Genomic DNA, 24008 nt, shown 5'->3' with positions numbered 1-24008 from the left:
GGGGTCGGGGGGGGCGGTTGTTTCGGTCCCCGGCGGTTGGGCTGGGCGCTACAATTGATCAATGGGTGGCGGTCCCGGCGCCGGGGCCCCCCCCCCGGGGGGGGGGGCCCGCCCCTCGTCTTTGAGGTTCAGAGGCTCAGAGGTCCAGAGGTTCAGAAGTCCAACGTCCGTCGTGCGCCCCGGTTTACGCCGGAATGGCCACGCCCGCCCCCTCGGCGTGCAACGCTGGTACGAGCCGTGTGCTGACGAGCCGTGTGCTGCCGTGAGGAGTGGCTCATGAGGACGACGCGGGACCGAGGGCGACGGGCGACAGCGGGGTGGTCGGCGGCAGAGGGGTGGCCGGCGGCGGCAGGGCGACGGACAGCAGGGCGATCGACGGCAGGGCGACGGGCGACAGGGTGGCGGGCAGCAGAGGGCCCCGGCGCCTTCCGGCGCCGGGGCCTGTCCTCCCCTGTCCTGACCTGGAGCCCCGAGCTCTCAAGGTCAGTCCCGTCGGACCGTTTTTCCCCGAGCGGTCCGCCTCCCGTTCAAGATCTCCCCTCGGCGGCGGGGGTCAACCCTTGAGCCCTGTCACTCGAACGAGGGGTGTTGGGTGGCAGAAGCTCATTTTCGAATGCGAGTTCGATACTCTGATGCGGTTCGACGGGAAAGAGGGGGTGCCAGGGACATGGCGCGACGACTCGACGTCACCGGGGCCGACGGCGTACGCCTGGCCGCCTGGGACTACACGACGCTGACCGGCGAAGGCGACGCAGGCCACGACATCCGCGAAGGCGACCCGAAGGCTGCTTCACGGTCGGTCCCCCGCCCACCCGGCCCCCGGACGGCCCCCACGCCCACGCCCACGCCCACGCCCACGCCTACGCCCACGCCCACGCCCACACCCGCTTCCACCCCGGCCCCCGGCGTCTTACTCCTCCACGGCCTCATGGGCCACGCGGCCCACTGGGCCCCCGCGGTCCGCCGGCTCACCGGCCGCCACCGCGTCGTCGCCCTCGACCAGCGCGGCCACGGCCACAGCCAGAAGCCGGCCGCCGGCCCCTTCACCCGCGAGGCGTACGTGGCGGACGCGGCCGCCGCGGTCGAGCAGCTGGGCCTCGGCCCGGTCACCCTCGTCGGCCACTCCATGGGCGCCCTCACCGCCTGGCAGCTGGCCGCCGAGCGCCCCGACCTGGTCCGCGCCCTCGTCATCTGCGACATGCGGGCCTCGGCTCTCGGCGCCGCCTCGCAGCGCGCGTGGCAGGACTGGTTCCGGGACTGGCCCGCGCCCTTCCCGTCGCTGGACGCCGTGCGCCGCTGGTTCGGCGAGGACGACCCGTGGGTCGAGCGCCCCAACCCCGCCCGGGCCGCCTTCTTCGCCGAGGTGATGGCCGAGCGTCCGGACGGCTGGCGCCCGGTCTTCGACCCGGCGCAGATGCTGACCTCGCGCGAGACGTGGGTCCACGACGCCCACTGGGAGTCCCTCGCGCAGGTCCGCTGCCCGACGCTCGTCGTCCGCGGCCTCGACGGGGAGCTGGGCCGCGCCGAGGCCCAGGAGATGGTCAGGGTCCTGCCCCACGGGGCGTACGCGGAGATCCCCGACGCGGGTCACCTCCTCCACTACGAGCACCCGGAGGCCTGGAGCGAGGCGGTCGAGCCCTTCCTGAACGGGGTCCTGACGCCCTGACGACGAGGAACCGGAACCCCCTTGCCATGATCGTCGAATGGCAAGGTACGGTCCTCCCCGTGGCGCGTCGAGGCCTCTCCGCGCCACCTCAGGGAGGAAACGAATTTGCGCACTTCACTGCTGAAGCGCCTGGCCACGGTGGCCGCGGCGCTGGGGCTCACCTCTGCCGGCCTGCTCGGCGCGGGCGCCGCGCCCGCCCAGGCCGCGATCAGCGACTGCCCGTCGGGCTATTTCTGTGCCTGGAAGACCGACAACGGCACCGGCACGATGTACAAGACGAACGCGAACGCGGCGACGCTCGGGACCTGGGACAACACGTTCCGCTCGGTCGTCAACCGCACGAACAAGTTCGCCTGCCTGTACGACGACCCGAACCACGGCACCGACGGCGCCGTCTACTCCGTGTACCCCGACCCCTCGGGCTCCGAGTGGGGCGGCCCCGGCAGCAACTCGATCAGCTCGCTCAAGTTCGTCGCCGCCGAGCGCGAGTGCGCCATGGACCCGTACCCGGTCTGGTACGCGGCCGAGGCCCCCAAGGCGGCCGGTTTCGGCGACCTCGACGCCGACCGGACGGCGGACGTCCTCGTCCGCGACAAGGCGGGCCGGCTCTGGTTCCTGCCCGGCGGCGGCAGCGGCAAGCTCGTCGGCTCCGGCGGCTGGCAGGCCTTCAACGCCCTCGTGCGTCACGGCGACTTCAGCCGTGACGGCAAGGAGGACGTGATCGCCCGCGAGGCGTCCACGGGCAAGCTGTGGCTGTACCCGGGCACGGGTACGGGCTCCCTCGGCGCCCGCAAGCTCATCGGCACCGGCGGCTGGAACGTCATGAGCCGGCTCGTCGGCGTCGGCGACCTGAACGGTGACACCCGCTCCGACCTGGTCGCCGTCGAGAAGTCCTCGGGCAAGCTCTGGCTGTACCCGGGCACCACCACCGGCACCCTCGGCTCCCGCGTGCTCCTGGGCAGCGGCGGCTGGAACGGCATGAACGCCTTCGCCGGCACCGGCGACCTGAACGGCGACGCCCGTCCCGACCTGGTCGCCCGCGAGGCGTCCACGGGCAAGCTGTGGATGTACCCGGGCAAGGCCGGCGGCACGTTCGGCTCCCGCGTGCTCCTGGGCAGCGGCTGGAACGTCATGGACCAGCTCCTCGCCGTCGGCGACTACGACGGCGACGGTCACCACGACCTGGCCGCCATCACCAACAGCAGCTACTCGTCGAACGTGTTCCGCGGCGACGGCGCCCTGATCCTCTACTCGGGCACGGGCACCGGCAAGTTCGAAGCGGGCTTCCCGGAGACCGACAGCTGGTGGCAGCTGAACGGCGCCTTCTGATCCGGTTCTGATCCGGCGCTGCTCCGGCTCAGGCTCAGCTCCGGCTCCCCTCCGGCTCCGCTCCACGTGAGACGAAGGCCTCCGCCCCGGGTTCGCCCAGGGGTGGAGGCCTTCATCCATGTGTACGGGGAACGCCCGTACCATGATCGCTCCATGACAACCGGCCCGGAGGTCGCCCCATGTCGGAGCTGTCCCGTCGTACGGTCCTGCACGGCCTCGGCGCAGGCGCGGGTGCCGTCGCGGCGACCCCCTGGCTGACGGCGGGCACGGCAGCCGCGACCCCGGCCGTCCCGCCCGCCAGGACCGCCGACAACCCGGTCGTACGGGAGAACAGGGCGCCCGGCTCCGACCAGTGGGCCGTCGGCTGCGCGGAGACCTGCGGGGTGGACCCGGCCCGCCCGCAGATCGCGGGCCGCGCCGAGCGGGACTCGGTCGCCCCCGGCGAGACCCTCCGCCTGCACCTCTCCACCCCCGGCGCGACCGTCTCGATCTACCGCCTCGGCCACTACGCCGGCGCCCGCGCCCGCCACCTCCTCACGGCCACCGACGCGGACCGGACCTGGACCCTGAAGATCCCCGCCGAGTGGGTCTCGGGCCTCCACCTCGCCGTCCTCACGACGCCCGACGGCCACCGCGCCCACACGCCGTTCGTCGTACGGGAGCCCGCCCGCGCCTCAGGCGTCCTCCACGTCGTCTCGGGGGAGCCGGGCGCCGACGCGAGCGTCGTCCGCTGGCTGGAGGAGGAGGGGTACGACGTCACGTACGCCACCGCCGGGGACGTCCGCGAGGGCCGCGTGCGTCCGGCGAGGTACGGCGCGGTGATCGTCACGGGCCGCACCGCGCTCACCGGCCGCCGCGTGGTCCGCCTTCCCCGCCCGCTCGCGCTGAGCGAGCCGGGCCGGACCGAGGAGACGGCCCGCCGGGCCGCCTCCGCCCTCATCGACGAGGCGGTCAGCAGGTCCAGAAGCTGACGTCCGCACCGATCCAGCCCTTGAAGGCGCGGTCGTCGAAGAGCGTCACCCAGCCGTCCGTCGTCACTTCGAGCCGGACGAGCAGCGGCTGACCCGTCACGTACGCCCCGGAGAGGACGCCGACGAGCCGCTGCGTACGGTTCGGCCGGGCGGGCTGCGGAAGCTGGAAGAGCTTCGTCACGTCCGCCCAGGCCAGCTTGTCGACGCGGTCCATCGAGAAGTGCAGGTGGACCTGGTCGCCGGAGAGCCGGTACTGCGGCGCGTAGGACGCGCTGTTCGGCGCGAACACGACGGTGTCGTACGGGACTTCCACCCACGGGCTGGTCCCGGGGTGCGGGTAGCGGGCCGCGTGGAAACGCCGCGCGCCGGAGGCCCCGCCCGCGAACCCGAACGCCAGGGTGGCCTGCGGATCGCCGGGACTGTTCCCGTACACGCACAGCCCCTCGGGCTCGCGGTACGTGATCGACCCGAAGGCGGCGACGACCTCGTCCTGCACGACCGCACCCGTGTCCCAGTGGGCGCAGGTCACGCGGCACTCGCCGGACGGCTGCCCGTAGAGCGTGTACAGGTAGTCCCCGAGGCTGGCGTACCCCTGGAGGGTGCGGCCGGAGGGCGTGAACGGCAGCGTGGCGAGCGGCGTGTACGTACCGGCCACGGCGGCGTCCAGGTCGTAGCGGTCGACACCGCCGGCGGAGGAATCGGAACCGACGTTGCTCGACTGCCAGCGGTAGATCAGCTCCCGGCGGGTCGGATCGATGGTCGCCGACACGCGGTACGCCCCCGACGTCCGGGGCCGGTGGAAGGTGATCGCGGTCGCCGGGGCGGCGGTGTCGGAGGCGTCGACGGTGCCGCCGGGCACGTACGGGATACGCGCGACCGCCGACGCCCACCCGCCGACCGGCAGCGCGTCGGTCCACAGGAACACCCCGCCCCCGGTCCGCTCGACCCCTATGTTCGCCCCGTGCCCGGCCCGGTCGACGTGCATCGAGTCCACGACGCTCCCGTCGGCACGGAGCCGCGTGACGAGCAGCCGGTCCTGGTCCTCGGGGGTGATGTCCCGCTGACACACGTACCAGTACTGATCGAACGCCTCCCAGAAGAACGACTGCGCGACGCTGGCCTCGGAGGCGAGCGGCACTCCGTTCAGGAGGACGGGCGTGACGGCGGAAGCGAGTCTGATCATGTGGCAACCCCTCAAGATCGGCAGGAGAGCCCGAGGGTACGACCCGGCTGACCTGCCGATCGTGAGGGGGGAGGGGTCACATGGAGCCGAGGAAGGCGGCCCAGGCGGAGGGGGAGAGGGAGAGGGAGGGGACGGTGAGGTCCTTGGAGTCCCGGACGTGAACGGAGTGGGCGGAGGAGGCGACCTCGACGCAGTCGCCTTGCTGGTCGCTGCTGTAGCTGCTCTTGAACCAGTTGAGGTCGGTACTCATAGCTCTCGTGCCACCTGTTCGATGAGTCGTGCGGATTCCTCTGGAGTGAAGGCTTGTGCCCGCAACGCGCTGTAGCGGGCGAAGCAATCCCCCACCTCCGGCTGCTCGCTGAGAAAGTACCTGCTGCTCTGTCCCTCGACATAGACGAGTTGACTGCGGCGCTCCTCGGTCTCAAGCAGCGTGAATGATCCGCTGAGTCCCGCATGGGTCCACCCGTCGTCACGCATGACCTGAATGGTGACGTTCCGCAGGTCGGCGCACTCGCGGATGTAGCGCAGGTTCTTCCGAAGCACGTCCGGTCCGCCGATCGGCTTGATGAGCGCGGCCTTCTCCAGGACGAAGGTCACAAGAGGTTGCGGCTTGCGGAAGTACACCTCCTGCCGCTTGATGCGCGCGATCACGCTGGCCTCGATGACCTCCTCCTCCAGGACCGGGACGCCGCAGTGGAACACCGCCCGCGCGTACTCCGAGGTCTGGAGAAGCCCGGGGATCAGCTGGATCTCGTACTTGTGGATACCGGCAGCCTTCGCCTCCTCCTCCAAGTAGTCCTCGAACCAGGCGGCGACACCACTGGCCGTCACCTCCTCGGCGACCTGCAAAAGTGCACCTTGTGCACCGAGCAACTCATCCACGATCTTGACGAAATTCCCCCTCGCCCGCCGCTCACCGCGCTCGATCATCGCCACCTGGGACTTGGAATAGCCGGTCGCCCGGCCCAGCGCCTCCTGCGAGATCCCTGCCCGCTCGCGGTAGAAGCGCAGGAGCGCGCCGAAGGCCTTCGCGGCCCCCGGGCTCCCCTTCTTCTCGTTGTTCACACCCGACCTCCCGAGTGCACAGTCCGGCACAACCGGCCTGTGTCGCTGGTCACAGCACATCACGCCCGCAAAGCTGGTCGCATGAATCTGCGCAAGTCGCTTGACATCGCGCCCTCTTGGGTGCCCGCGACCGGTCACGCTCTCCGTCACGCGGGGGTGCACTTCGACGCCGTACGGATCGGGGGGTTCCTCGGTGAGGACGTGGCGTACCGGATCATGTCGTTCACGGATTTCCAGGCGGGCCCGATCGTCCGCGAGGCGACCGGTGAGAAGAACCTGTACTTTCTGCTGCCGCCCCGCACCGCCGGTGAGTTCGCGTGGCCGGCGCCGACGAGGGCGCTGAGTGGGAGCGGCAGGAGTGAGGCGTACGTCGGGATCCCGGCGTTGCGCGGGCTGACCTGGCCGTTGGACTGGCGGTCACGACCGACGCTCGAAGATCCGTTCGTAGAGGCGGAGTTGTTGCATTGGACCGTGAAGTCTGCGCTACGGTAACCCTGTTATCACGCTCCGTAAATGGAGCGGTCCCCGGGGGTGCGCCAACACCGCCCGAGGACCTTCACGCCCAGTGGAATCCAGAGGTCCACCAGAAATGCTTCGGCATGCTATCGCGCCTGTGCGCAGCTATACGAAGGTCTCGAACGAGATCCTCCACTCGCGTCGGATGAACAACGACGCGAAGGTCTTGCTCCTCGTCGTCCAGAGCCTCCCCGAGAAGGACCGGTACGACGCGCTCGGCGCGTACGCGGAGGCGCTGGGGCTGACGCCCCGGCAGTACCGGAACGCGAGGAAGGATCTGATCGCGAACGGGTACCTCCACGAGTGGAAGTGGCAGAACGACCGGGGGCGTTGGGTCACGGATCAGCTCACGTCGAACGTCACGCTGACGAGCGATGAGGCGATCGCGCTTCGGGACGGGGGTCCTCCGGCGGAGCCACCGAGTGAGCGGGATCCGATGGTCGGTTCTTTGGGTACGCGGAAAGCCCGAACCTGTAAACCGGTAGAAGAAGACTGTGGGAAGACTCCTCCCCACCCACCCTCCCAAGCGGACCCGGAACGCGACCCGGACCCGAACCCGGAAGGGGACCCGGAACTCCTCCAGGCCGAACGCCTGTTGCTCTCCCTCCGCCACTCGCACAGGGATCTGCTCCTGGGCGTCCGGGAGGCGCGGGGGCTGGCCGAACAGGCGGCGGAATGGCTCCGTCGCGGGATCCCGGCCGCCGATCTGCGCCGCGCCCTGACGGCGTACCTGCCGAGCAACGGCGTACGGTCGGCCGTCGGCTTCCTGCGGCACCGCCTGACGGAAAAGATGCCGCCCCCGGCGGCCCCGGCGGATACCCCGGACACCTCACCCGAACCGCCCACCCGCCCGGCGCCGCTGATCACCTGCGAGGGCCCGGGAGACCTGCACGTCTTCCGCCCGGCGGCCGGCGAGACGCACTGCGGCTCGTGCCGCACGGAGGCGGCCTGGGAGGCCCACGAACGCCGCCACCCCCGACCCCAGAGTGCCCCCGACCCCGGCCCGGTCGCCTGGCGCGACCACTTCGACAAGTACGCGAAGGGCCTGATCACCTAGAGCGTGTCTCTTCGAATGGTTGCTCAGTTGATCGAAGATCACCAGCGACCAGGACGTGCTGCTGGACTCGCCATGGTGTTCAAGCTGCCTGCGCGGCATGAGCCACCTCGGCCGATCCGCAGGGCGCGAGTGGATCTCAGGTATCCCTGCACCGTATGTGCAGATGACCGTCGAGAGGGAAGGAGGGCGGCGCCGCGGGCAGAAGGCTGTCGAACTCGTACCGGCTCTTCTGTGCAACCCGGCACGAAGCGGAGTTGTCCACCTGATGCAGGAGTTCCAGACGCTTCAGCCAACCGGCCCCGAGCGTGTCGAAGGCCCAGCCGGTGAGAGCCTCCAGAGCGCGAGGCGCCACACCCCGTCCGCGAGCATGCGCCGCGGTCCAATAGCCCACCTCAGCCGAGGGTTTGCCGGAGGCGACTTCCTTGAGGACCACATTGCCGAGCAACTGCCCATGGGTTGAGTCGGGTTGCGCTTCAAGGACCGCGAAGCCGAACCGGTCGCCCACCGCCCATCCTCGCTGCTGGGCCCGCACCCACCGCACCGCGTCGGCGTCGTTCTCCACGGAAGAGCTTGTCCAGAGGCGCAAGGCTGGATCCCGGCACGCCTCGACCAGCGCGGGAACGTCCTGCATGCACCAGGGACGAATAACGAGGGCGGGAGCGGACGGCGTGGCATCCGCACGCAGTACGGCGGTGTCAGGCACCGGCCGATCGTACGCGTCGGCGTCCGGCCCCGGCAGAGACGGTTCCGGGCCCACTACCGCTGCGTCCGAACGCGCAGGGCCTCGACGGACCAGTCGAGCACTCGCGCCAGGCTCTCCGGAGCAGGCCAGCTGTTGATCACTGCGAGTAGCTGGAAGTACCGGTCCCTGCGCGGGTCGTTCGCACTCTCCAGCCGGAGCAGCAGCCGACGGCGAAGCTCGGCGTCGTCAGGGCGGCCGCAGATGTGCGCGTAGTGATCCGCAAGCGCCGCGACGATCGGATCGGCCTGATGGGAGGCCGGGTCGATGCCCGCTGTCAGGGCCGGGGCGACGAGGTCACGGACAGCTGCGGCGAAGTCGCGGCGCGGGCCCGCGGTGTCGCTCTGTGCCCGTTCGGCCGCCAGATCCTCGGCCATTCGTCGCACGCCGGCACGGAAGTCCGGGTCCAGGGCCAGTTCGGCCCACTCCACCCATGCTCGGGCCTGCTCCGCCTCGGGAGCATCCGGCAGTTCGGGGGTCATCGAGCGCATGACCCCTGCGAATGCCGGGTCGGCGCCGAGACCGTCGAAGACAGTGTCGAGGAAATCACCGATGAGCTCTCGGCGTTCGTCCTCGGAAAGCTGGGCAAGCTGGTGCATGAGATCGGTCTCCTCGGGAGTGAGCCCACGCTCGGCCACGACTGTCAGCACCGCGTGCCGCAGACGCAGGATGCGAATCTGCACCGCGAGTGCCTCGGCATGCGCCGAGGCGACCTCGGGGAGCGAGAGCTCCCGATCGACGATCTTGCGGATCGTGGGAAGGTCCAGCCCCAGTGTCCGCAGGGTCCGCACGAGGTCCAAGCGAGCGACGGCGTCGATGTTGTACAAGCGGTAGCCGGCCGGGCTGCGGTCCGTCGGCGTCACGATTCCTCGATCGGAGTAGAACCGAATGGTCTTGATCGTGAGACCGGTCCGCCGAGCCAGCTCGCCGATCGAGTAAAGCGTGTCGCCGTCCATGCCCACAGCTTGGTGTCTCCCCCTACGGGAGACTCAAGCCCCCTCGCCAGCCGACGGCCGGCCCCCTCGTGCACAGGTCTTGACTGTTCCTCCACCTCGCCAGCGACAGTCGTGCAGGACCCCGCCTGACGCCGTCCTCGCGGACCGCGCGTACTCGTCCCGCGCGATCCGCAGTCACCTCCGCCAAGGCGGTATCCGCGCTGTCATCCCCAGCCGTCCGACCGGATCGGCCACCAGCGGCTTCGCGGTTTCGCGGCATCGCGCGTTCAAGGAGACTTTGAGAGTTGAACGCGTTCAACTGCTCTGGCAAGGTGTCACCCATCGACTCGGAGGTGGGTGTGGTGGTGCGGGGGAGTGGGGTGCGCGCGTGGGGGTCCGCCATGGGTGGCCTCGTGTTGGCGCTGGTCGTGCTGACGGGGTGCGCCGGGCCGTATCAGTACTACGAGGGGACAGGGGTCCACGACGCCACGGCGGCCGAGGTCGCCGGGGCGTGGGAGAACATCGAGGGGACCCGGGTCGTACTCCGTAAGGACGGGACGGCCCAGGTCGAGGCGCTCGACGGGCCGGACTTCGCCTTCGAGGACGGCTGGCGCCTCTTCGGTACGGGGACGTGGAAACTCGCCGACGAGAAGGGCGGGCAGAGCGTCCGGCTGGAGCTGACGAAGCGGACGAAGGTCACGACCCGCTCACCGTCACCCTCCCCCTCGGCGGTCCCGGTCGCACCCACCCCGACCGCCGACCCGCCCTCCGTCTACTCCTGGGACTTCTACGTGCGCCGCGATGAGCGCGACGCGTTGGAGCTGTTCTTCTTCGTCGGCGATCCCGACATCGGGAACACGTACGTGATGTCCCGCGAGGCGGAGTCCTCGACCGAAGCCCCCTGAACCGGGGGCGGGGCGTCCGTCAGACGGGCTGGGTGGCGAAGACGAAGAGGCCCTCGGAGGTGTGGATGGCGGCGTAGCCGTTCGTCGTGAACTGCGGCATCTCCGCGATGTCGGAGGCCAGCAGCTTCTTGTCGTCGGCGTCGAGCGCGGCTCCGACGCCGTCCAGGTATGCGTAGAGGACGCCGTTGCCCGGGAGGTCGCCCGGCCCGATGGTCACCTCGTCATCCGCCTGGCGCCACAGCTCCTTGCCGGTCTCCGTGTTCCAGGCGACCGCGCCCTTGCCGTACTGCACCACGGCGGTCTTGCCGTCGGGGGAGACGGCGAGGCCGTCGTCGTCGGTGGTGCCGTTGGTGTCGATGGCCGGCCCCTCGGCGAACCGGCGGCCGCTCTTGACGTCGATCAGCGTGATGACCGCTTCGGAGTCGCCGTACGAGGACCATTCGAGGAGGGCCTTGTCGCCCCGGAACGGCATCAGCCGCGCACTGGTCGCCTTGTCCGAGGTGACCAGCTTGGCGATGGGGGCCGGCGGCGTGAGGTCCTCGCTGGTCCACGCCTTGTTGTCCGTACGGACGTCCTTGGCGATCAGCCAGTCGGCGGAGGGCTGGTAGGAGATGTCCGGCTCCGAGTAGTAGCCGAGACCGGAGCCGACCGTCCCCTTGAGGTCGTAGGCCGAGACATCGCTGGTCACGGTCTCCCCGTCACCGATCGGGGTGAACGTGGTGCCGGCGCCGATGGAGCTGGCGTCCACGATGTAGCCGTTCCGGACGGGGGTGGACATGTGGGTGTCCTCGTCGAAGGAGGAGCTCCCCAGCTTCTCGCCGGACGGCGCGTACATGGTCAGCACGGTCTGGGACGAGGCCTTCTTCAGGCCGCTCGGCGGGGTGTCGACGCGGCTGCGGATCAGCAGGGCCGGCGAACCGTCCCGCCACTCGCCCACCTGCGCGATGGTCACCGCCGAGGCGGACTCGGGCCTGCCGTCACCCGCGGGGTGGACGAAGTCGAGCTTCTTGCGCAGCTTGCCGGTCTCGGCGTCGAGGAGCCGGGCGGTGAAGACGCCCGTGCCATCCGGCCCGTTGGTGTAACTGGTGACGATGAGGGCGTCCCCGACCGTGCAGATGTCGTTCCGCGACGCGTCCTTCACGGACGCCTTGCCCGCGCAGTTCCCCGCCTCGTCCCTCGCCAGGCTCCAGGCCGGCTTCGCGGCCAGGCCGGGCACCGGCTTGCCCTTGAAGACCGGGGTCTTCGGCGCCGCGGACGCGGACGCGGACTCCGTGACCTTGCCCGTCTCCCCGCCACTGGGCTTGGCATCGGGCTCCGCGCCTCCGGAGCATCCGGTCACGAGAGCCGCGGACAGCACCAGACCGAGCGCCGCCGTCGTTCGTATGCGATTCAAGTTCCTTGCCCGTCTTTCCTCTTGAGTGATCAACGGACCAGCTTACTTCGATCATGACCCGCCCCTGCCGGGCATGCCGGGCATCCCGGGGGGAGCCTCGGATTCAGGATCGGTCGGGTCGCGCTCAGTCGCCGAGGCGGGCGAGGACGCTCGGGCCGAGGTGTTCGGCGACGACCGCCAGCGCGGCCTTGACCTCGGCCAGTCGCTCCGGGTCCTCCAGTACGCGCGTGAGGACGCCGTCGATGTCGGCGGAGCGGACCTCGGCGACACGGGGGGAGGCGGTCGGGGCGGGGCTGATGAGGGTGCGGCGGCGGTCGGCGGGGTCGGTGTGGGTCTCGACCGCACCCGCCTCGCGCAGGCGCGCCACGCAGGCCGAGACCTTGCTCTGCGGGAAGCCGGTCCTCGCGGCGACGTCCTTCACGGGCGTGCCCGGGTGGGCCTTGATGTCCGCCGCGACGATGATCACGGACTGCGCGCTCGTGCCGTGGGTGCCGATGCCCTCGGTGGGGATGGAAGCCTCGCCGAGCTTCATCAACGTGCGGCCCAGCAGGGCCAGATCCATGCCGTTCACTCCAGCAAGGTACATCAATGTAGATGCATCACTCTTGATGCATCAGATCTGATGGATTACTGTGGGGTCCACACCCGACGAAGGAGGAACTCCCATGACCACCGGCCTGCTGACCGTCGACGGCGCGACCCTCTACTTCGAGCAGCGCGGCACCGGCCCGCTTCTCTTCATCTCGCAGAGCGGCGAAGGCGACGCCGGCCGCACCACCGACCTCGTCGACGCCCTCGCGGACGACTTCACCGTCCTCACCTACGACCGGCGCGGCCTGTCCCGCAGCACCCTCGACGCCCCCGGCCGGCCCGTCACCATGGCCGACCACACCGACGACGCCCACCGCCTCCTCGCCCACGTCGCCGACGGCCCGGCGCTCATGCTCGGATGCAGCTTCGGCGCGGTCATCGGCCTGCACCTGGCCGCCGAGCACGCGGACCAGCTCGACACCCTCATCGCCCATGAACCGGTCGCCCCCTGGCTGCTCGACGCGGACTCCGACGCCCACCGCCACGAACTGGCGGAGCTCCAGGACCTGTTCGCGGCGGGCGGCCTGCCTGCCGCACTCCCGGCCATCGCGGCCTCCCTCGGCATCGACCCGGCCCAGCCCGGCGCGGAACCCGACCTGACCCCGCAGCCGATGGACGACCGCCGCCGCGCCAACTTCGCCCACTTCATCACCGCGGAGTTCACCGCCCTGCGCACCGACCCCGGCTGCCGCGACCGCCTCGCCGCCACCACGACCCGCATCCTGCCCGCCACCGGCCGCACCACCCCGACGACCGTCTTCGACTACCAGGCCGCCCACAGCCTGGGAGCACTGGTCGGCCGAGAGGTCACCGCCTTCCCCGGCGGCCACAACGGCAACACCACCCACCCGCGCGCCTGGGCGGCCCGGCTCCGCACCACCCTCGCCGCCCGCTAGGGAGCGTCGCCCAAGGTCGGGGTCGCGGGGCCTGATCCGCCGGACACGACCTAGTCCCGCAGGACCTCTACGGCCCGGTCGAAGGCCGAGTCCTCGTTCCGGTCGAACTCCTCCTTGGTGAAGACCGGCTCGGTGAGGTGCGGCGGGATGCCCGCGCCGTCGAAGGTCCTGCCCGACCGGGTCAGCAGCTCCTCGTTCGGCAGCCAGACCGACATGCCGTTGGGGAGCTTGCGCACCATGACGTCCGAGAACACGCCTTGCGTGGGCTGCCCGATCCGCACGGTCCGGCCGGGCCGGTCCATGAGGGCCTGGGTGAAGGTCTCTCCCGCGCTGACGGTCGAGCCTCCGGTCAGAACGGCGACCGGTCCGGTGTAGCGGGGACCCTGGGCGGGCGTGACGTACAGGGGCTGCGGGCGCGTGTGCCGGGTGGGGTCCGCGGGATCGTTGCGGGCCCGCTTGGAGTAGGCGAGGTAGGGGGTGTCGGTCAGCCGCCCGGCGAGGTGGAGCCCCATGGCGTCGGAGCCGCCGCCGTTGATCCGCAGGTCGATGACCAGGCCCTTCAGGTGCCGGGTGCGCTCCCGGTCGAGGATCGTGTCCAGCGTCTTGTCGAGCTCGGCCAGCTCGGCGGCGTAGGAGGCCCCGTCGCCCGCGTAGCCGCCGAAGCCGGAGATCCGCAGGTAGCCCCGCCCGCCGGGGAGGTCGGCGTAGGTGATCCGCCCGGCGGCGAAGTCCTGGACGTTCCGGGCGTCCTTGAGGTCGCGCTCCACCACGAACTTCTTGACCTTGGCGTCAAGCCTCCCGTCGGGCCGGACGGTGCCGGGGCGGACCTGTGCGAACGCCCGGTCGGGAATGCCGTCGGCGTCGGCGTCGACGTCGAAGACAGCGACGTGGGCGTCGTGGAGCGGCTCGACCATCTTGCTGAAGACGGCGAAGAGTTCGTCCGGGGTCGTCCCCTCGTGGACCGTGGGCCGGTACCGGTCGCGTACGGCGTGCCAGTCGATGCCCTTGGCGGCGAAGAAGGGGTAGTTCTCCTCGAAGGACTGCCAGAAGACGTCGAAGGAGGCGAGCGGTCCCCCGGGGGCGGACGGCGCGCAGGCGTCGGGCAGTTCCGTCATCCGGCGCAGGTTCCGTTCACCGACGTCGCCGTCCAGCCCTACGGAGGCGCGGTCGCGGTCCCCGCGGGTGCGCACGGTGAAGACGGTGCCACCCCCGGGCGTGGTGTAGGTGCCGGGGCCGGTCCGCCGCGCGGTGTCGCCCGCGATGCAGCTGACGGCGGTGGTCTGGTACTCCTGGAGGGTTCCGTTCCGGATGGACAGCACCGTGCCGTAGCCGTCGGTGCGCCAGATTCCGTCGGTGGCCGGCTGATGGGCGGTGGCGGCCGGCGCGGCTGCGCCGACGAGGGCCAGGGCGACGGCGGTGGCCGTGACGATGCGCACGATCTTGCCTTCTCTGTAGGCGACTTGCTGGGTACCTCCCCACCGTCGCCGACACGGGACCCGCCGGGCCATCCGGCTGTCCGGCCGATCAAGGGTGGGGTCAGCCCCCGCTCCCCGCGGAACCCGGGACCAACACGCTTGAGGAGGTGTGCGCGCGACGGAAGGTGTGAACCGCCGCCCCCACCACGGCCTCGACGCGGCCGCGCTGCTGCTTCGGGGTGGCCTGGGCGTCGGGGCGCAGGGTGTAGACGACCCGACGGTGCGCGTGCGGGTCGGTGGTCGCGAAGACGCCGCTCGTCCAGCCACCGCTGGAGCCGGTCTTGCCCCAGACCTTCGTGCCGTTCAGGTCGAGCCCCATCAGCCCGCCTGCGCTGAAGCAGGCCGTGGCCGGCGGGCAGCTGGTGTTCTCGGGGCCGCCGGGGACCGCGGGTATCTCGAAGAGGTGCCGCTGCTGGGCCCGAGGCAGCAGCCGCCCGTCCAGCAGCGCGCGCAGGAATCTGTCCAGGTCGGCCGCGGTGGACGTCAGTCCGCCCTCCGCCCAGGACCAGGCGATCGCCGGCTCCTCGGAGAGGGCGGTGTGGCGCAGGGCCAGGGGGCGCAGGACGCGCCGGTCTAGCTCCTGGGCGAAGGTGCGGCCCGTGACCCGCTCCACCAGCAGCCCGGCGACGAAGCTGTTGAGCCCGTTGTACTGCTGGACGGTCCCGGGCGCCGGGACGTGGCCGGGGCGGGCCGTCGCGTCCCCCTCGAAGGACGCGGTCACCACCCCGCGCGGGTCGAGCGGCACCCGTGCCGGGCGGGGGAAGTCACTGGTGTGGTCGAGGAGTTGGCGTACCGTCACGTCCGCGTACGCGGCCGGGATCAGCTCCGGGAGGTGGGGGCGTACGGGCTCGTCGATGCCGATCCGGCGCTCGGCCACCAGCTGGAGGATCACCGCGTCGGTGAACACCTTCGTCACGCTCCCCACCGGGAACCGCGCGTCCGCCGCCACCGGTCCCGCCGTCCCCGTGTACGGCGAGCGCATGCCCTGACCCGCCACCCTCACCAGGGCCGCGTCCGTCACGTCGTCGGGGATCGTGGCGAGCAACGCCCTTACCGCGTCGGGGGAGTGGTGGGAGGCCGGGGCGGCCGTCGCCGCCGGGGCCGCGCCGACGCCGGCCGTGAACGCGGCCAGTGCGAGGCCGGTGGCGGCGAGGCGGCGGCTGAGGGTACGGGGGAGGGCGCTCATCGGTGGCTCCTGGGGACGGGGCGGGCGGCTCGGGTCTTCGCCTGACTGCGGCTGGTCCAACCTTCGCGCCCGCACCGCCTGTTGCTCATCGGTGATCACCCTGAGCCCACCCGGAGCTCACCCCGACTCCCGCTCCGGGTCGGAGATCAGGGGCGGTGCCGTGGCGGTGCCGGCGCCCCGGTCGAGCTCCTTCCCCACCCCCTATAAACCCGGTGTATACGCACTGCGTATAGTCGGCCGCATGGCACCGTCCCCGCGTACCGCGACCGCCCCCCGGCTCCTCAAGGCGCTGATCGTCACGCTGCTCGCCGTCGCGGCGGCGCACCTCGTCCTGTCCGACACCCTGCGCCTGTCCTTCAGCAGCCAGGCGGCCTCGACGCTGGGCGCCGCCCCCGGCTACTCGGCGGACCAGGCCTTCACGAACGCGCTGATCAACACGTTCCTGGCGATGCCGTTCGTCCTGTGGGCGGGGATGCGGATCAGCGGGGAGCGGAAGGTCTGGCCGATGGTCCTCGTGGGCACCGCGGTCTGGATCGGCGCCGTGGGGAACGGCATCGACGTCATCGACGACGCCCCCGGGACGCTCCTCCCCCTCCGCTCCCTCGCCCTCGTCATCGGCGTCACGGCGCTCGCCTCCCTCATACGGCGCCGTTCACCCGCCTGACTTCGACCGGCCCTTCGCCGCCGGAGCGTCCGGGCCGCAGGCCAGCAGGGCCGCCTCCATGGCGTGCCTCTCGCGCTGCTCCACCACCGGCTCGGAACACTCCAGGATGCCCCCGCCGTCGATGGTCCACCCGACGGCCCGGCCCGTCACCGGCTTCTCGGTCCCGCAGGTGTACCGGAAGTCGCCGGTGACCTCCTCCACCCAGGCGTAGTCGACGAAGTTTCCCGCGCCGGTGACACGGGTGTGGCTCACGAGACTCGGTACCTGCCTGCGGACATTGGCGAACTCGTGGCTCACGCCGTCGTCCTCGGCGCTCACCTCGCCGACGCGCCTGCCCAGCGAGAGCAGCGCGGCCTTCGCGTCGCCCCGCGCGCCCTTCTCGAAGGTGACGGCCGTGCGCGGCGTGTGGAGCGGCTTCAGGGTCGAGGCGAGGTCGCTGCCCCCCTTGCCGATCTTCTGCTTCTCGCTGATGCCCGTCAGGACGTCCTTCTTGTCCACGTTGAACCACGTGTAGGTGCCGTTCTTGCACGCGGCAGCGGTCGTGGGCCCGGCCTTGTCGGCCGGCCCGTCGCCGTCGGACGTACACGCGGCGGTGCCCGCAAGCAGCGCGGCCACGGCGCACGCCGACAGGAAGGTCTCTTTGATCTTCATGCTCTTGTCCCCCCGGAACCATTGGTCAGATGGTGCGGTCGACACTGCCGCCAAGGAACCGGGGAGGCAAGGGACTTGAGCTACTCCAGAGCTCCGGAGAGCACCGGCGGAGGCCTTCGGGTCAGCCCTTGCTGACCGCCGCCAGGATCTCCGGCAGCCGCCGCGCCGTGCGCGGGGCCGCCACCTTCAGGCCCGCCCAGACGAGCAGCGCGCCGTAGAGCACACCGGCCGGGAGGAGGAGCCACAGCGCGGACTCCTGGTCGGACAGGTGCAGGTAGACCGTCGCGCCGATCAGCGGCGAGCACAGCAGCGCCGAGCCGAACATGCCGCCCAGGATCGACATCCAGGCCAGCCCGCCCTGCCCCGGCACCACGTTCTTGTAGCCGCTGTCCTGCGGGATCGAGTACGGGAAGACCGCCGAGGCCACCGCGCCCGAACCCACCAGCGCGCCGAGCAGGCCCAGCGCCAGGCCGAGCGCCTCCGGGAGGGCCGACCAGTCGCCGAGGACGGCGGCGGTCGCCACCGTCACCAGCGCCGTGAACGGCAGCGTGATGGTCAGCAGGGCCAGGGCCCGTGCCCGCAGTTCGGCGTACGCGTCGTCCTTCGTCGAGATGGTCTGCGCGACCATCCAGAACGCCGACGTGTCCTGCCCGAACTGGTTGTACATCTGGACGCCGAGCATCCCCGAGGCGAAGCACGCCCAGTAGATCGTGCCCACGCCCTGGAGGGCGTTGAACAGCGGCACGATCAGACCCATGGCCAGCGAGGTCACCCACGCCGCCTTCGTCTTCGGGTCGCGCCAGATGTAGCGCAGGCTGCGCTCCATGACCGCACCCGTGCGCCCGCCCGGCAGGATCCGGCCGAGCAGCCCCGTACCCCCGGACTTCTTCCGTACGTCCGAGCCGGAGGACGCGCCGATCGTCGAACCGTCCGGCTCGACCATCAGCCGCACCAGGCTCCGCTGCCACCAGTGGACGAGCCCCGCGAGCGCCGCCGCCGTGAGCAGCAGCCGGGCCGCCGCCACCACGTGGTCGCCGTTGCTCGCCGCGTCGACCGCGCCGATCGCCGCGGCCGGCGGCAGCCAGCCGACGACGGCCGCCACCGGTTCGAGCGGGCCCATACCGCCGGCCTGGCCGAGGCGCTGGGCGCCGAAGTTGACCACCTGCATGCCGACCGCGATCACCAGGCCGCTGAGCAGCGCCAGGTCCCGGCCCTTGCGGGAGGTCAGGAGCCGGACGTTGGCGGCGGCCACCGCCCGGGACAGCGCGACGCACACGGCCGTCACGAGCGGGACGGCGAGGACGGCGGCGACGACGCCCGCCGCGCCCCGCGCGACCGAAAGGGCCGAGCCGAACACCAGGAGGAGGGTGATGGCGGGGCCGACGCCCACCAGGGACGCCACGAGCAGCGCCCGGACCAGCGGCCGGGGCCGCAGCGGCAGCATCACGAGCCGCGACGGGTCGAGGGTCTCGTCCCCGCTCGGCACGAAGAGCGGCATGAACGTCCACGCCAGCGCGAGGGTCCCGGTGAGGAGGACCGCGATCGTGCCGGCCGACGAGCTGCCCCGCAGCAGGACGGACGCCAGCACCATGCCCGCGGCGAAGAGGACGCCGAAGACGATCGAGACGATGTACGCGGCGGTCCGCCCGCCCGACTGCCGCAGCCCGTTCTTCAGCAGCGACAGCTTGAGCCGTACGAAGGTCGACGTCAGGGACGGTACGGGGGAGGCGGCGGTGGAGGGAGCGGTGGCGGTGGTCGTGCTCATCGCTGCGTCCCGCCGCCCAGCCAGTCCAGGGAGTCCCCGGCCGTCTCGTGCCCGCTCGCCCCGACCAGCTCCAGGAACGCCGCCTGGAGCGAGGGCCGGTCGCCGCGGACCTCCGCGAGCGGTCCCTGCGCGCGGATCCGGCCCGCCGCCATCACGGCGACCCAGTCGCAGAGCGACTCGACCAGCTCCATGACGTGGCTGGAGAAGACGACGGTCGCGCCCGACCGGGTGTACCGCTCCAGGACCCCGCGGATGGTCTGCGCGGAGACCGGGTCGACGCCCTCGAACGGCTCGTCGAGGAAGAGCACTTCCGGGTTGTGGAGCAGGGCGGCCGCCAGGCCGATCTTCTTCCGCATGCCGGTCGAGTAGTCGACGACCAGCTTGTTCTGCGAGCCCGTCAGGTCGAGGACGTCGAGGAGCTGCGCGGCCCGCTTGTCGACCTCGGCACCGGGCAGCCCCCGCAGCCGCCCGCTGTAGGCGAGGAGTTCACGGCCGGAGAGTCGCTCGAAGAGCCGCAGCCCCTCCGGCAGGATGCCGATCCGCGCCTTGACCTCGGCGACCGACTCGGGGTCGGCCCAGACGTCGTGCCCGGCCACCAGGATCCGCCCGTGGTCGGGCCGGAGCAGGCCCGTGATCATCGAGAGGGTGGTGGTCTTGCCGGCCCCGTTGGGCCCGACGAGCCCGATGAACTTCCCCGCGGGCAGCACGAGATCGATCCCGTTCACCGCGATCTGCTGGCCGAAACGCTTCCACAGCCCCTCGACACGCACAGCGGGCACCGCACCGGCACCCGGTGCGGTGCCCGCTGTGGCGCCCGCCTTGTCAAAAACTCCGTCAAATGCCTGGTCAGGCATGGTCCGTCAACCCTTCGGTTGTCCCCGTGGATACGGGCACCACCATACGGGTGAGACCTGGCCCGGCCCAGGGATCACTGCGCCCGGCTGCGCGCCTCCGCCGCTTCCCGGCCACACGCGTACGCGAGGGGGCTGATCAGCTCCTCCGCGTCGGGGAGCCAGCGGTTCGCCGGGGTGGGGCGGCGCGCCCACTGCACCGCGCCGACGCCGCCGATCCGGGTGGGCGGGGCCGCCACGTAATGGCCCTCGCCGCGCGTCGTGAGGTCGATCGCGCCCGGGACCCAGCCCAGCTTGCGGACGAGGTCGGGCACCTTGGCGGCGGCGCCCGGCAGGACGAAGAAGAACATCCGGCGGTCCGGCGTACAGGTCACGGGGCCGAGCGTCAGATCCATGCGCTCCATCCGGGCGAGCGCGAGGAAACCGGCCGACTCCGACACCTCGATCGCGTCGAACGTCCGGCCCGTCGGCAGCAGGATCGACGCCTTCGGCGTCTTCGACCACATGCGCCGCGCCCCGACGCCGCTCCCCGTGGCCTGGGTCGACCAGTCGGGCTTGACCGCGTGCGCGCCGGGGACGGCGCACTCCGCGCCGCAGGAGCAGCGCTCCCTGCCCTCGACGGCCTCAAGCCAGGTCCCGGGGAACACGTCCCAGTGCCGCTCTTCCGCGTACCGCACGGCGCTGTCCAGCAGCTGCTCGCCTCGCTGCTGGGGGATCTGTGCGGCTTCCGTGACTCCGATGGTCTCTTCCACGGTGAACACAACTGCCCCCGTCACCTGGGGTTACGGGCGTGGGGAAGAGCGGTGTGACGCATCGATCCTGCACATGGGGCGCACGGGTGCACCGACGGGGGCGCGCGGGAGGCCGGGGAGCGGGGGTGGGTACGTACCAGTGGGTACGCGGCCGTCACGGGTGCGTGCCCATCGGTGCGCGGCCGTCATGGGCGCGTACCCGTGGACGCGTCAGTGGGGGGCGCCGGCGGCAGCGTCGCGGCCGGCCTGTCCGGTTTCGCGTGTTCACATCGGCATTGACCGGATATTCACCGGGCATTGATCACTTCCCGTGATCACTGCACCTGTGATCACCGCTCGGCCTCAGGGGGTAACTCATGGCAGCCAGGCCACTTGTCGCGCGTCAGCCCAACGAACGGCTCCAAGTCCTCATCCAGGAGGCGGCCTGCTCGCACGCCGGCCTCGCCCGCAGGGTCAACATGGTCGGCGCGGAGCGCGGCCTCGACCTGCGGTACGACAAGACGTCGGTGGCGCGGTGGCTGCGCGGGCAGCAGCCGCGCGGCCGGGCGCCGGGCATCATTGCGGAGGCGCTGGGCCGCAAACTGGGCCGGACGGTCACGATCGACGAGGTCGGGATGGCGAACGGCCGGAACCTCGCCGCGGGCGTGGGCCTCCAGTTCGCGCCGACCGTCCTCGGGGCGATCGAGCAGGCCTGCGAGCTGTGGCGCAGCGACGTGGGCCGCCGGGACTTCCTCACGGGCTCCACGGTCGCGGCCTCCGCGCTCGTCGAGCCCAGCAGGGACTGGCTGATCACCGGGCCGGACGCGCACGTGGCGCGGCTCGCGGGTGCGCGCGTCGGGGTCGCGGACGTCGCGGCGGTACGGGAGATGACGAGCGCGCTGGTCGACCTCGACCGGCGGTTCGGCAGCGGTCACGTGCGGCCGGTGGTGGTGCACTACCTCAACAGCGTGGTGTCGGGGATGCTGTCCGGCTCGTACCGGGAGGCCGTGGGCCGGCAGCTCTTCGCGGCGGCCGCGCGACTGACCGAACTCGCCGGGTACATGGCGGTGGACACGGGCGAACCGGGGCTCGCGCAGCGGTACTACATCCAGGCGCTGCGGCTCGCGCAGGCGGCGGGGGACCGGGGCTACGGCGGCTACGTCCTCGCCGCGTCGATGAGCCACCTCGCCGCGCAGCTCGGCAACCCGCGGGAGATCGCCCAGTTGGCGCGGGCGGCGCAGGAAGGGGCGCGGGGGAAGGTGCCGCCGCGGGCGGAGGCGATGTTCCTCGCGGCCGAGGCGCGCGGGCACGCGCTGCTCGGGGACCTCAGCTCCTTCGAGACGGCGGCGGGCCGTGCCGTACGGGCGTTGGAGCAGGCCGATCCGGAGGCGGGCGACGACCCGGTGTGGATCGCGCACTTCGACCAGGCCTATCTCGCGGACGAACTGGCGCACTGCTACCGGGACCTGGGGCAGGCGGAGGCGGCGGCGCGGGCGGCGCGGGAGTCGATCGCGGGGCATCCGGAGACGCGGGCGCGGCGCCGGGCGATCGGTCTGGCCCTGCTGGCCTCGGCGCAGGTGCAGCAGCGGGAGGTGGAGCAGGCCTGCCGGACGGGGACGCGTGCGCTGGAACTCCTCGGCACGTTGCGGTCGTCGCGGGGCGCGGAGTACCTGGACGACCTGCGGGAGAGCCTGGAGCCGTACGCGGGAGAGGCGGTGGTGCGGGAGTTCGGGGCGCGGATGGACCTGTCGGCCGCCTAGCCGCCCCCGGACCCGTCGCCGCGCAAGAAGGTTGTGTAACCGGGCTCACACGTGTGTGCGGAGCCCTGCGCGCACCCGGTAGCGTGAGCCGACGATTCCGTAGGTCGGTCCATCAGTAGGAGTCCCGGTGACGCAGAACGGACAGGGTCCGGAGCCGCAGTACCCGGCGGTGCCCCCCGCGCACGACGGTGCCCATGGGGGAGCTCAGTCGTGGGACGGCGCCTGGGGCCCCGCCGGTGGTCAGCCGGGCGGGCAGCCGCTGCCGCCCGCGCAGCCGCTGCCCCCGGAGGCGACGCCGGGCGCCGCCGACATGCAGTCCACGCAGTACCTCGCGCCCATCCCGCCGCAGGCGCCGCCGATACCGCAGATGCCGCAGCAGGTCCCGCCGCAGCCCGGGTACGGCTACCCGCCGCCGGCCGCCCAGGCCGCCGCTGACATGCAGGCGACCCAGCACATCGCGCCGGTCCCGGGCGCGATGCCGCCGGTGCACGCCCCGCAGCCGGGGTACGGCTACCCGCCGCCCGCGGCCCAGGCCCCGCAGCCGGGGTACGGCTACCCGCCGCCCGCGGCCCAGGCCCCGCAGCCGGGGTACGGCTACCCGCCGCCGGCCGCCCAGGCCGCCGCCGACATGCAGGCGACGCAGCACATCGCCGCCGTGCCGCCGCACCCGGGCGCGGGCTCCGACACCCAGTTCCTGGGGACGGGCTCGCTCCCGCACCAGGGGCCCGGTCAGGCCGCGGGCGCCTCGGACGCGACCCAGTACATCGCCCCCGTACCGCCGCAGGCCCAGGCCCAGCAGCCCGGTGAGCGGCAGCCGCCCGCCGAGTTCGACAACCTGTTCCGTACGGAGGCGCCGCGCGCCCCGCAGCAGCCGCAGGCCTACCAGCCGCCGCAGCAGCACCAGCAGCCCGCCCCGCCGGCGTACCAGCAGCACCAGCAGCACCAGGGGCCGCCGCAGCACGGCTACCAGCCGCCGCAGCCCCCGCAGCAGTACGCGTACCAGGACGCCTACTACGACGACGAGCCCGAGCCGCCGCGCCGCAAGTCGCCGGTCGCGCTGATCGCGGCCGTCGTCGTGGGCTGCGCGGTCGTCGGCCTCGGCGCCGGGATGCTGCTCAGCGGCGAGGACGAGAAGGACCCCAAGACGCCCGGGCAGAACGTCGCGGCGAGCTCCGCCGCGCCCTCCGCCTCGACCGAGGCGCCGCCCTCGGAGAAGCCGGCGGACCCGGCGGAGCCGCAGGCGAAGGAGCTGGACAAGCTCCTCGCGACCAGCAACAGCAGCCGGGACACGGTGATCAGCTCGGTCGCGAAGATCAACCAGTGCAAGGACCTCGACAAGGCGGCGAACGACCTGCGGGGCGCCGCCGAGCAGCGCCGGGGCCTGGTGACCAAGCTCCAGACGCTCTCGGTGGACAAGCTCCCGAACAGTCCGGCGCTGACGTCCGCGCTGACGAAGGCGTGGCGGGCCTCGGCCGCCGCGGACGACCACTACGCGGCCTGGGCCGACCAGATGAAGGCCAAGAAGGCCTGCAAGGGCAAGGCCAAGCGGACCAACCGTCTCGCCGAGGCGGAGAAGGCGAGCGGCGAGGCCACCGCGGCCAAGCGGCAGGCGGCCGGGTTGTGGAACCCGACCGCCACGAAGTACGGACTGGACAAGCGGACGCCCACCCAGCTCTAGG

At 71.8% G+C, this 24008-nt stretch carries 23 protein-coding genes and 1 pseudogene; 11 read left to right on the top strand and 13 right to left on the bottom strand.

Annotation, left to right across the window (positions count from 1 at the left end; translation table 11 throughout):
- Positions 1 to 667 precede the first annotated feature (667 nt).
- The 3 genes from ACFC0G_RS30065 to ACFC0G_RS30055 all read left to right on the top strand — a co-directional run bounded on the left by ACFC0G_RS30065 (position 668) and on the right by ACFC0G_RS30055 (position 3966).
- The gene (locus tag ACFC0G_RS30065) at positions 668 to 1666 is read left to right on the top strand and encodes an alpha/beta fold hydrolase (RefSeq protein WP_376409007.1); all 999 of its coding nucleotides are present in this window, start codon (positions 668 to 670) and stop codon (positions 1664 to 1666) included.
- Between the two features lie 105 nt (positions 1667 to 1771).
- On the top strand, positions 1772 to 2995 hold the full coding sequence (locus ACFC0G_RS30060) for an FG-GAP-like repeat-containing protein (RefSeq protein ID WP_376409005.1): 1224 nt from the start codon (positions 1772 to 1774) through the stop codon (positions 2993 to 2995).
- Positions 2996 to 3174: 179 nt separating this feature from the next.
- Positions 3175 to 3966 (top strand): N,N-dimethylformamidase beta subunit family domain-containing protein, encoded by a 792-nt coding sequence (locus tag ACFC0G_RS30055; protein ID WP_376409002.1) that lies wholly within the window; start codon positions 3175 to 3177, stop codon positions 3964 to 3966.
- Here the strand turns inward: ACFC0G_RS30055 and ACFC0G_RS30050 are convergent.
- From ACFC0G_RS30050 to ACFC0G_RS30040, 3 genes are all read right to left on the bottom strand, one after another.
- Positions 3947 to 5149 carry a hypothetical protein gene (locus tag ACFC0G_RS30050; RefSeq protein WP_376409000.1) on the bottom strand — a complete coding sequence of 401 codons (1203 nt, stop codon included), beginning with the start codon at positions 5147 to 5149 and terminating at the stop codon, positions 3947 to 3949. The genes ACFC0G_RS30055 and ACFC0G_RS30050 overlap by 20 nt on opposite strands.
- A gap of 76 nt (positions 5150 to 5225) precedes the next feature.
- Positions 5226 to 5399 carry a DUF397 domain-containing protein gene (locus ACFC0G_RS30045; RefSeq protein WP_376408998.1) on the bottom strand — a complete coding sequence of 58 codons (174 nt, stop codon included), beginning with the start codon at positions 5397 to 5399 and terminating at the stop codon, positions 5226 to 5228.
- Complete coding sequence (locus ACFC0G_RS30040; RefSeq protein ID WP_376408996.1) at positions 5396 to 6214, bottom strand: helix-turn-helix domain-containing protein; 819 nt, start codon at positions 6212 to 6214, stop codon at positions 5396 to 5398. The genes ACFC0G_RS30045 and ACFC0G_RS30040 overlap by 4 nt, the downstream gene beginning before the upstream one ends.
- Positions 6215 to 6295: 81 nt before the next feature.
- On the opposite strand from ACFC0G_RS30040, the gene ACFC0G_RS30035 reads away from it, so the two are divergent.
- Together ACFC0G_RS30035 and ACFC0G_RS30030 are read left to right on the top strand one after the other, a co-directional pair.
- Positions 6296 to 6706: a hypothetical protein gene (locus ACFC0G_RS30035; protein ID WP_376408994.1), complete on the top strand. Its 411-nt coding sequence runs from the start codon at positions 6296 to 6298 to the stop codon at positions 6704 to 6706.
- A 121-nt stretch (positions 6707 to 6827) separates the two neighbouring features.
- Positions 6828 to 7787, top strand: a complete 960-nt coding sequence (locus tag ACFC0G_RS30030) for a hypothetical protein (protein WP_376408992.1) — start codon at positions 6828 to 6830, stop codon at positions 7785 to 7787.
- Positions 7788 to 7923: 136 nt separating this feature from the next.
- Here ACFC0G_RS30030 and ACFC0G_RS30025 read toward each other — a convergent pair whose 3' ends face one another.
- Together ACFC0G_RS30025 and ACFC0G_RS30020 are read right to left on the bottom strand one after the other, a co-directional pair.
- Entirely contained in the window at positions 7924 to 8490 is a 567-nt protein-coding gene (locus ACFC0G_RS30025) for a GNAT family N-acetyltransferase (protein WP_376408989.1), read from the bottom strand.
- Between the two features lie 53 nt (positions 8491 to 8543).
- Positions 8544 to 9482: a MerR family transcriptional regulator gene (locus ACFC0G_RS30020; protein ID WP_376408986.1), complete on the bottom strand. Its 939-nt coding sequence runs from the start codon at positions 9480 to 9482 to the stop codon at positions 8544 to 8546.
- Positions 9483 to 9597: 115 nt separating this feature from the next.
- Between ACFC0G_RS30020 and ACFC0G_RS30015 the strand changes: the two are divergent.
- Positions 9598 to 9746, top strand: a pseudogene (locus ACFC0G_RS30015) (IS5/IS1182 family transposase); the annotation flags it as partial.
- Positions 9747 to 9862: 116 nt separating this feature from the next.
- Positions 9863 to 10366 (top strand): hypothetical protein, encoded by a 504-nt coding sequence (locus ACFC0G_RS30010; protein WP_376408983.1) that lies wholly within the window; start codon positions 9863 to 9865, stop codon positions 10364 to 10366.
- Between the two features lie 19 nt (positions 10367 to 10385).
- On the opposite strand, the gene ACFC0G_RS30005 is transcribed toward ACFC0G_RS30010, so the two are convergent.
- Both ACFC0G_RS30005 and ACFC0G_RS30000 read right to left on the bottom strand, forming a co-directional pair.
- Positions 10386 to 11759 carry a PQQ-binding-like beta-propeller repeat protein gene (locus tag ACFC0G_RS30005; protein ID WP_376408980.1) on the bottom strand — a complete coding sequence of 458 codons (1374 nt, stop codon included), beginning with the start codon at positions 11757 to 11759 and terminating at the stop codon, positions 10386 to 10388.
- Between the two features lie 124 nt (positions 11760 to 11883).
- Complete coding sequence (locus ACFC0G_RS30000; protein WP_376409023.1) at positions 11884 to 12321, bottom strand: MarR family winged helix-turn-helix transcriptional regulator; 438 nt, start codon at positions 12319 to 12321, stop codon at positions 11884 to 11886.
- Between the two features lie 103 nt (positions 12322 to 12424).
- On the opposite strand from ACFC0G_RS30000, the gene ACFC0G_RS29995 reads away from it, so the two are divergent.
- Positions 12425 to 13246 carry an alpha/beta fold hydrolase gene (locus ACFC0G_RS29995; protein WP_376408977.1) on the top strand — a complete coding sequence of 274 codons (822 nt, stop codon included), beginning with the start codon at positions 12425 to 12427 and terminating at the stop codon, positions 13244 to 13246.
- A 50-nt stretch (positions 13247 to 13296) separates the two neighbouring features.
- On the opposite strand, the gene ACFC0G_RS29990 is transcribed toward ACFC0G_RS29995, so the two are convergent.
- Together ACFC0G_RS29990 and ACFC0G_RS29985 are read right to left on the bottom strand one after the other, a co-directional pair.
- Positions 13297 to 14682: a S41 family peptidase gene (locus tag ACFC0G_RS29990; RefSeq protein WP_376408974.1), complete on the bottom strand. Its 1386-nt coding sequence runs from the start codon at positions 14680 to 14682 to the stop codon at positions 13297 to 13299.
- Between the two features lie 100 nt (positions 14683 to 14782).
- Complete coding sequence (locus tag ACFC0G_RS29985) at positions 14783 to 15907, bottom strand: serine hydrolase domain-containing protein (protein WP_376408971.1); 1125 nt, start codon at positions 15905 to 15907, stop codon at positions 14783 to 14785.
- 241 nt (positions 15908 to 16148) lie between these two features.
- Here ACFC0G_RS29985 and ACFC0G_RS29980 point away from each other — a divergent pair, with 241 nt between their 5' ends.
- Positions 16149 to 16571 (top strand): hypothetical protein, encoded by a 423-nt coding sequence (locus ACFC0G_RS29980; protein ID WP_351816572.1) that lies wholly within the window; start codon positions 16149 to 16151, stop codon positions 16569 to 16571.
- Here the strand turns inward: ACFC0G_RS29980 and ACFC0G_RS29975 are convergent.
- The 4 genes from ACFC0G_RS29975 to ACFC0G_RS29960 all read right to left on the bottom strand — a co-directional run bounded on the left by ACFC0G_RS29975 (position 16560) and on the right by ACFC0G_RS29960 (position 20599).
- Positions 16560 to 17222 (bottom strand): hypothetical protein, encoded by a 663-nt coding sequence (locus tag ACFC0G_RS29975; protein WP_376408968.1) that lies wholly within the window; start codon positions 17220 to 17222, stop codon positions 16560 to 16562. The two genes, ACFC0G_RS29980 and ACFC0G_RS29975, sit on opposite strands and share 12 nt — an antisense overlap.
- 121 nt (positions 17223 to 17343) lie before the next feature.
- Complete coding sequence (locus tag ACFC0G_RS29970) at positions 17344 to 18987, bottom strand: transporter (RefSeq protein ID WP_376408966.1); 1644 nt, start codon at positions 18985 to 18987, stop codon at positions 17344 to 17346.
- Positions 18984 to 19841: an ABC transporter ATP-binding protein gene (locus tag ACFC0G_RS29965; RefSeq protein ID WP_376408964.1), complete on the bottom strand. Its 858-nt coding sequence runs from the start codon at positions 19839 to 19841 to the stop codon at positions 18984 to 18986. The genes ACFC0G_RS29970 and ACFC0G_RS29965 overlap by 4 nt, the downstream gene beginning before the upstream one ends.
- Before the next feature lie 74 nt (positions 19842 to 19915).
- Entirely contained in the window at positions 19916 to 20599 is a 684-nt protein-coding gene (locus ACFC0G_RS29960) for a bifunctional DNA primase/polymerase (RefSeq protein WP_376408962.1), read from the bottom strand.
- 347 nt (positions 20600 to 20946) lie between these two features.
- Here ACFC0G_RS29960 and ACFC0G_RS29955 point away from each other — a divergent pair, with 347 nt between their 5' ends.
- Positions 20947 to 22329: a transcriptional regulator gene (locus tag ACFC0G_RS29955; RefSeq protein ID WP_376408959.1), complete on the top strand. Its 1383-nt coding sequence runs from the start codon at positions 20947 to 20949 to the stop codon at positions 22327 to 22329.
- Between the two features lie 127 nt (positions 22330 to 22456).
- Entirely contained in the window at positions 22457 to 24007 is a 1551-nt protein-coding gene (locus tag ACFC0G_RS29950; RefSeq protein WP_376408957.1) for a hypothetical protein, read from the top strand.
- The last annotated feature ends 1 nt before the right edge of the window (position 24008 follow it).

Origin of the sequence: Streptomyces sp. NPDC056169 (genome assembly GCF_042268445.1) — a bacterium.
In the GTDB taxonomy this organism is placed as follows: Bacteria; Actinomycetota; Actinomycetes; order Streptomycetales; family Streptomycetaceae; genus Streptomyces.
Note: the sequence above shows the minus strand (reverse complement) of the source record. Positions and strands in the feature narration are given on the sequence as shown.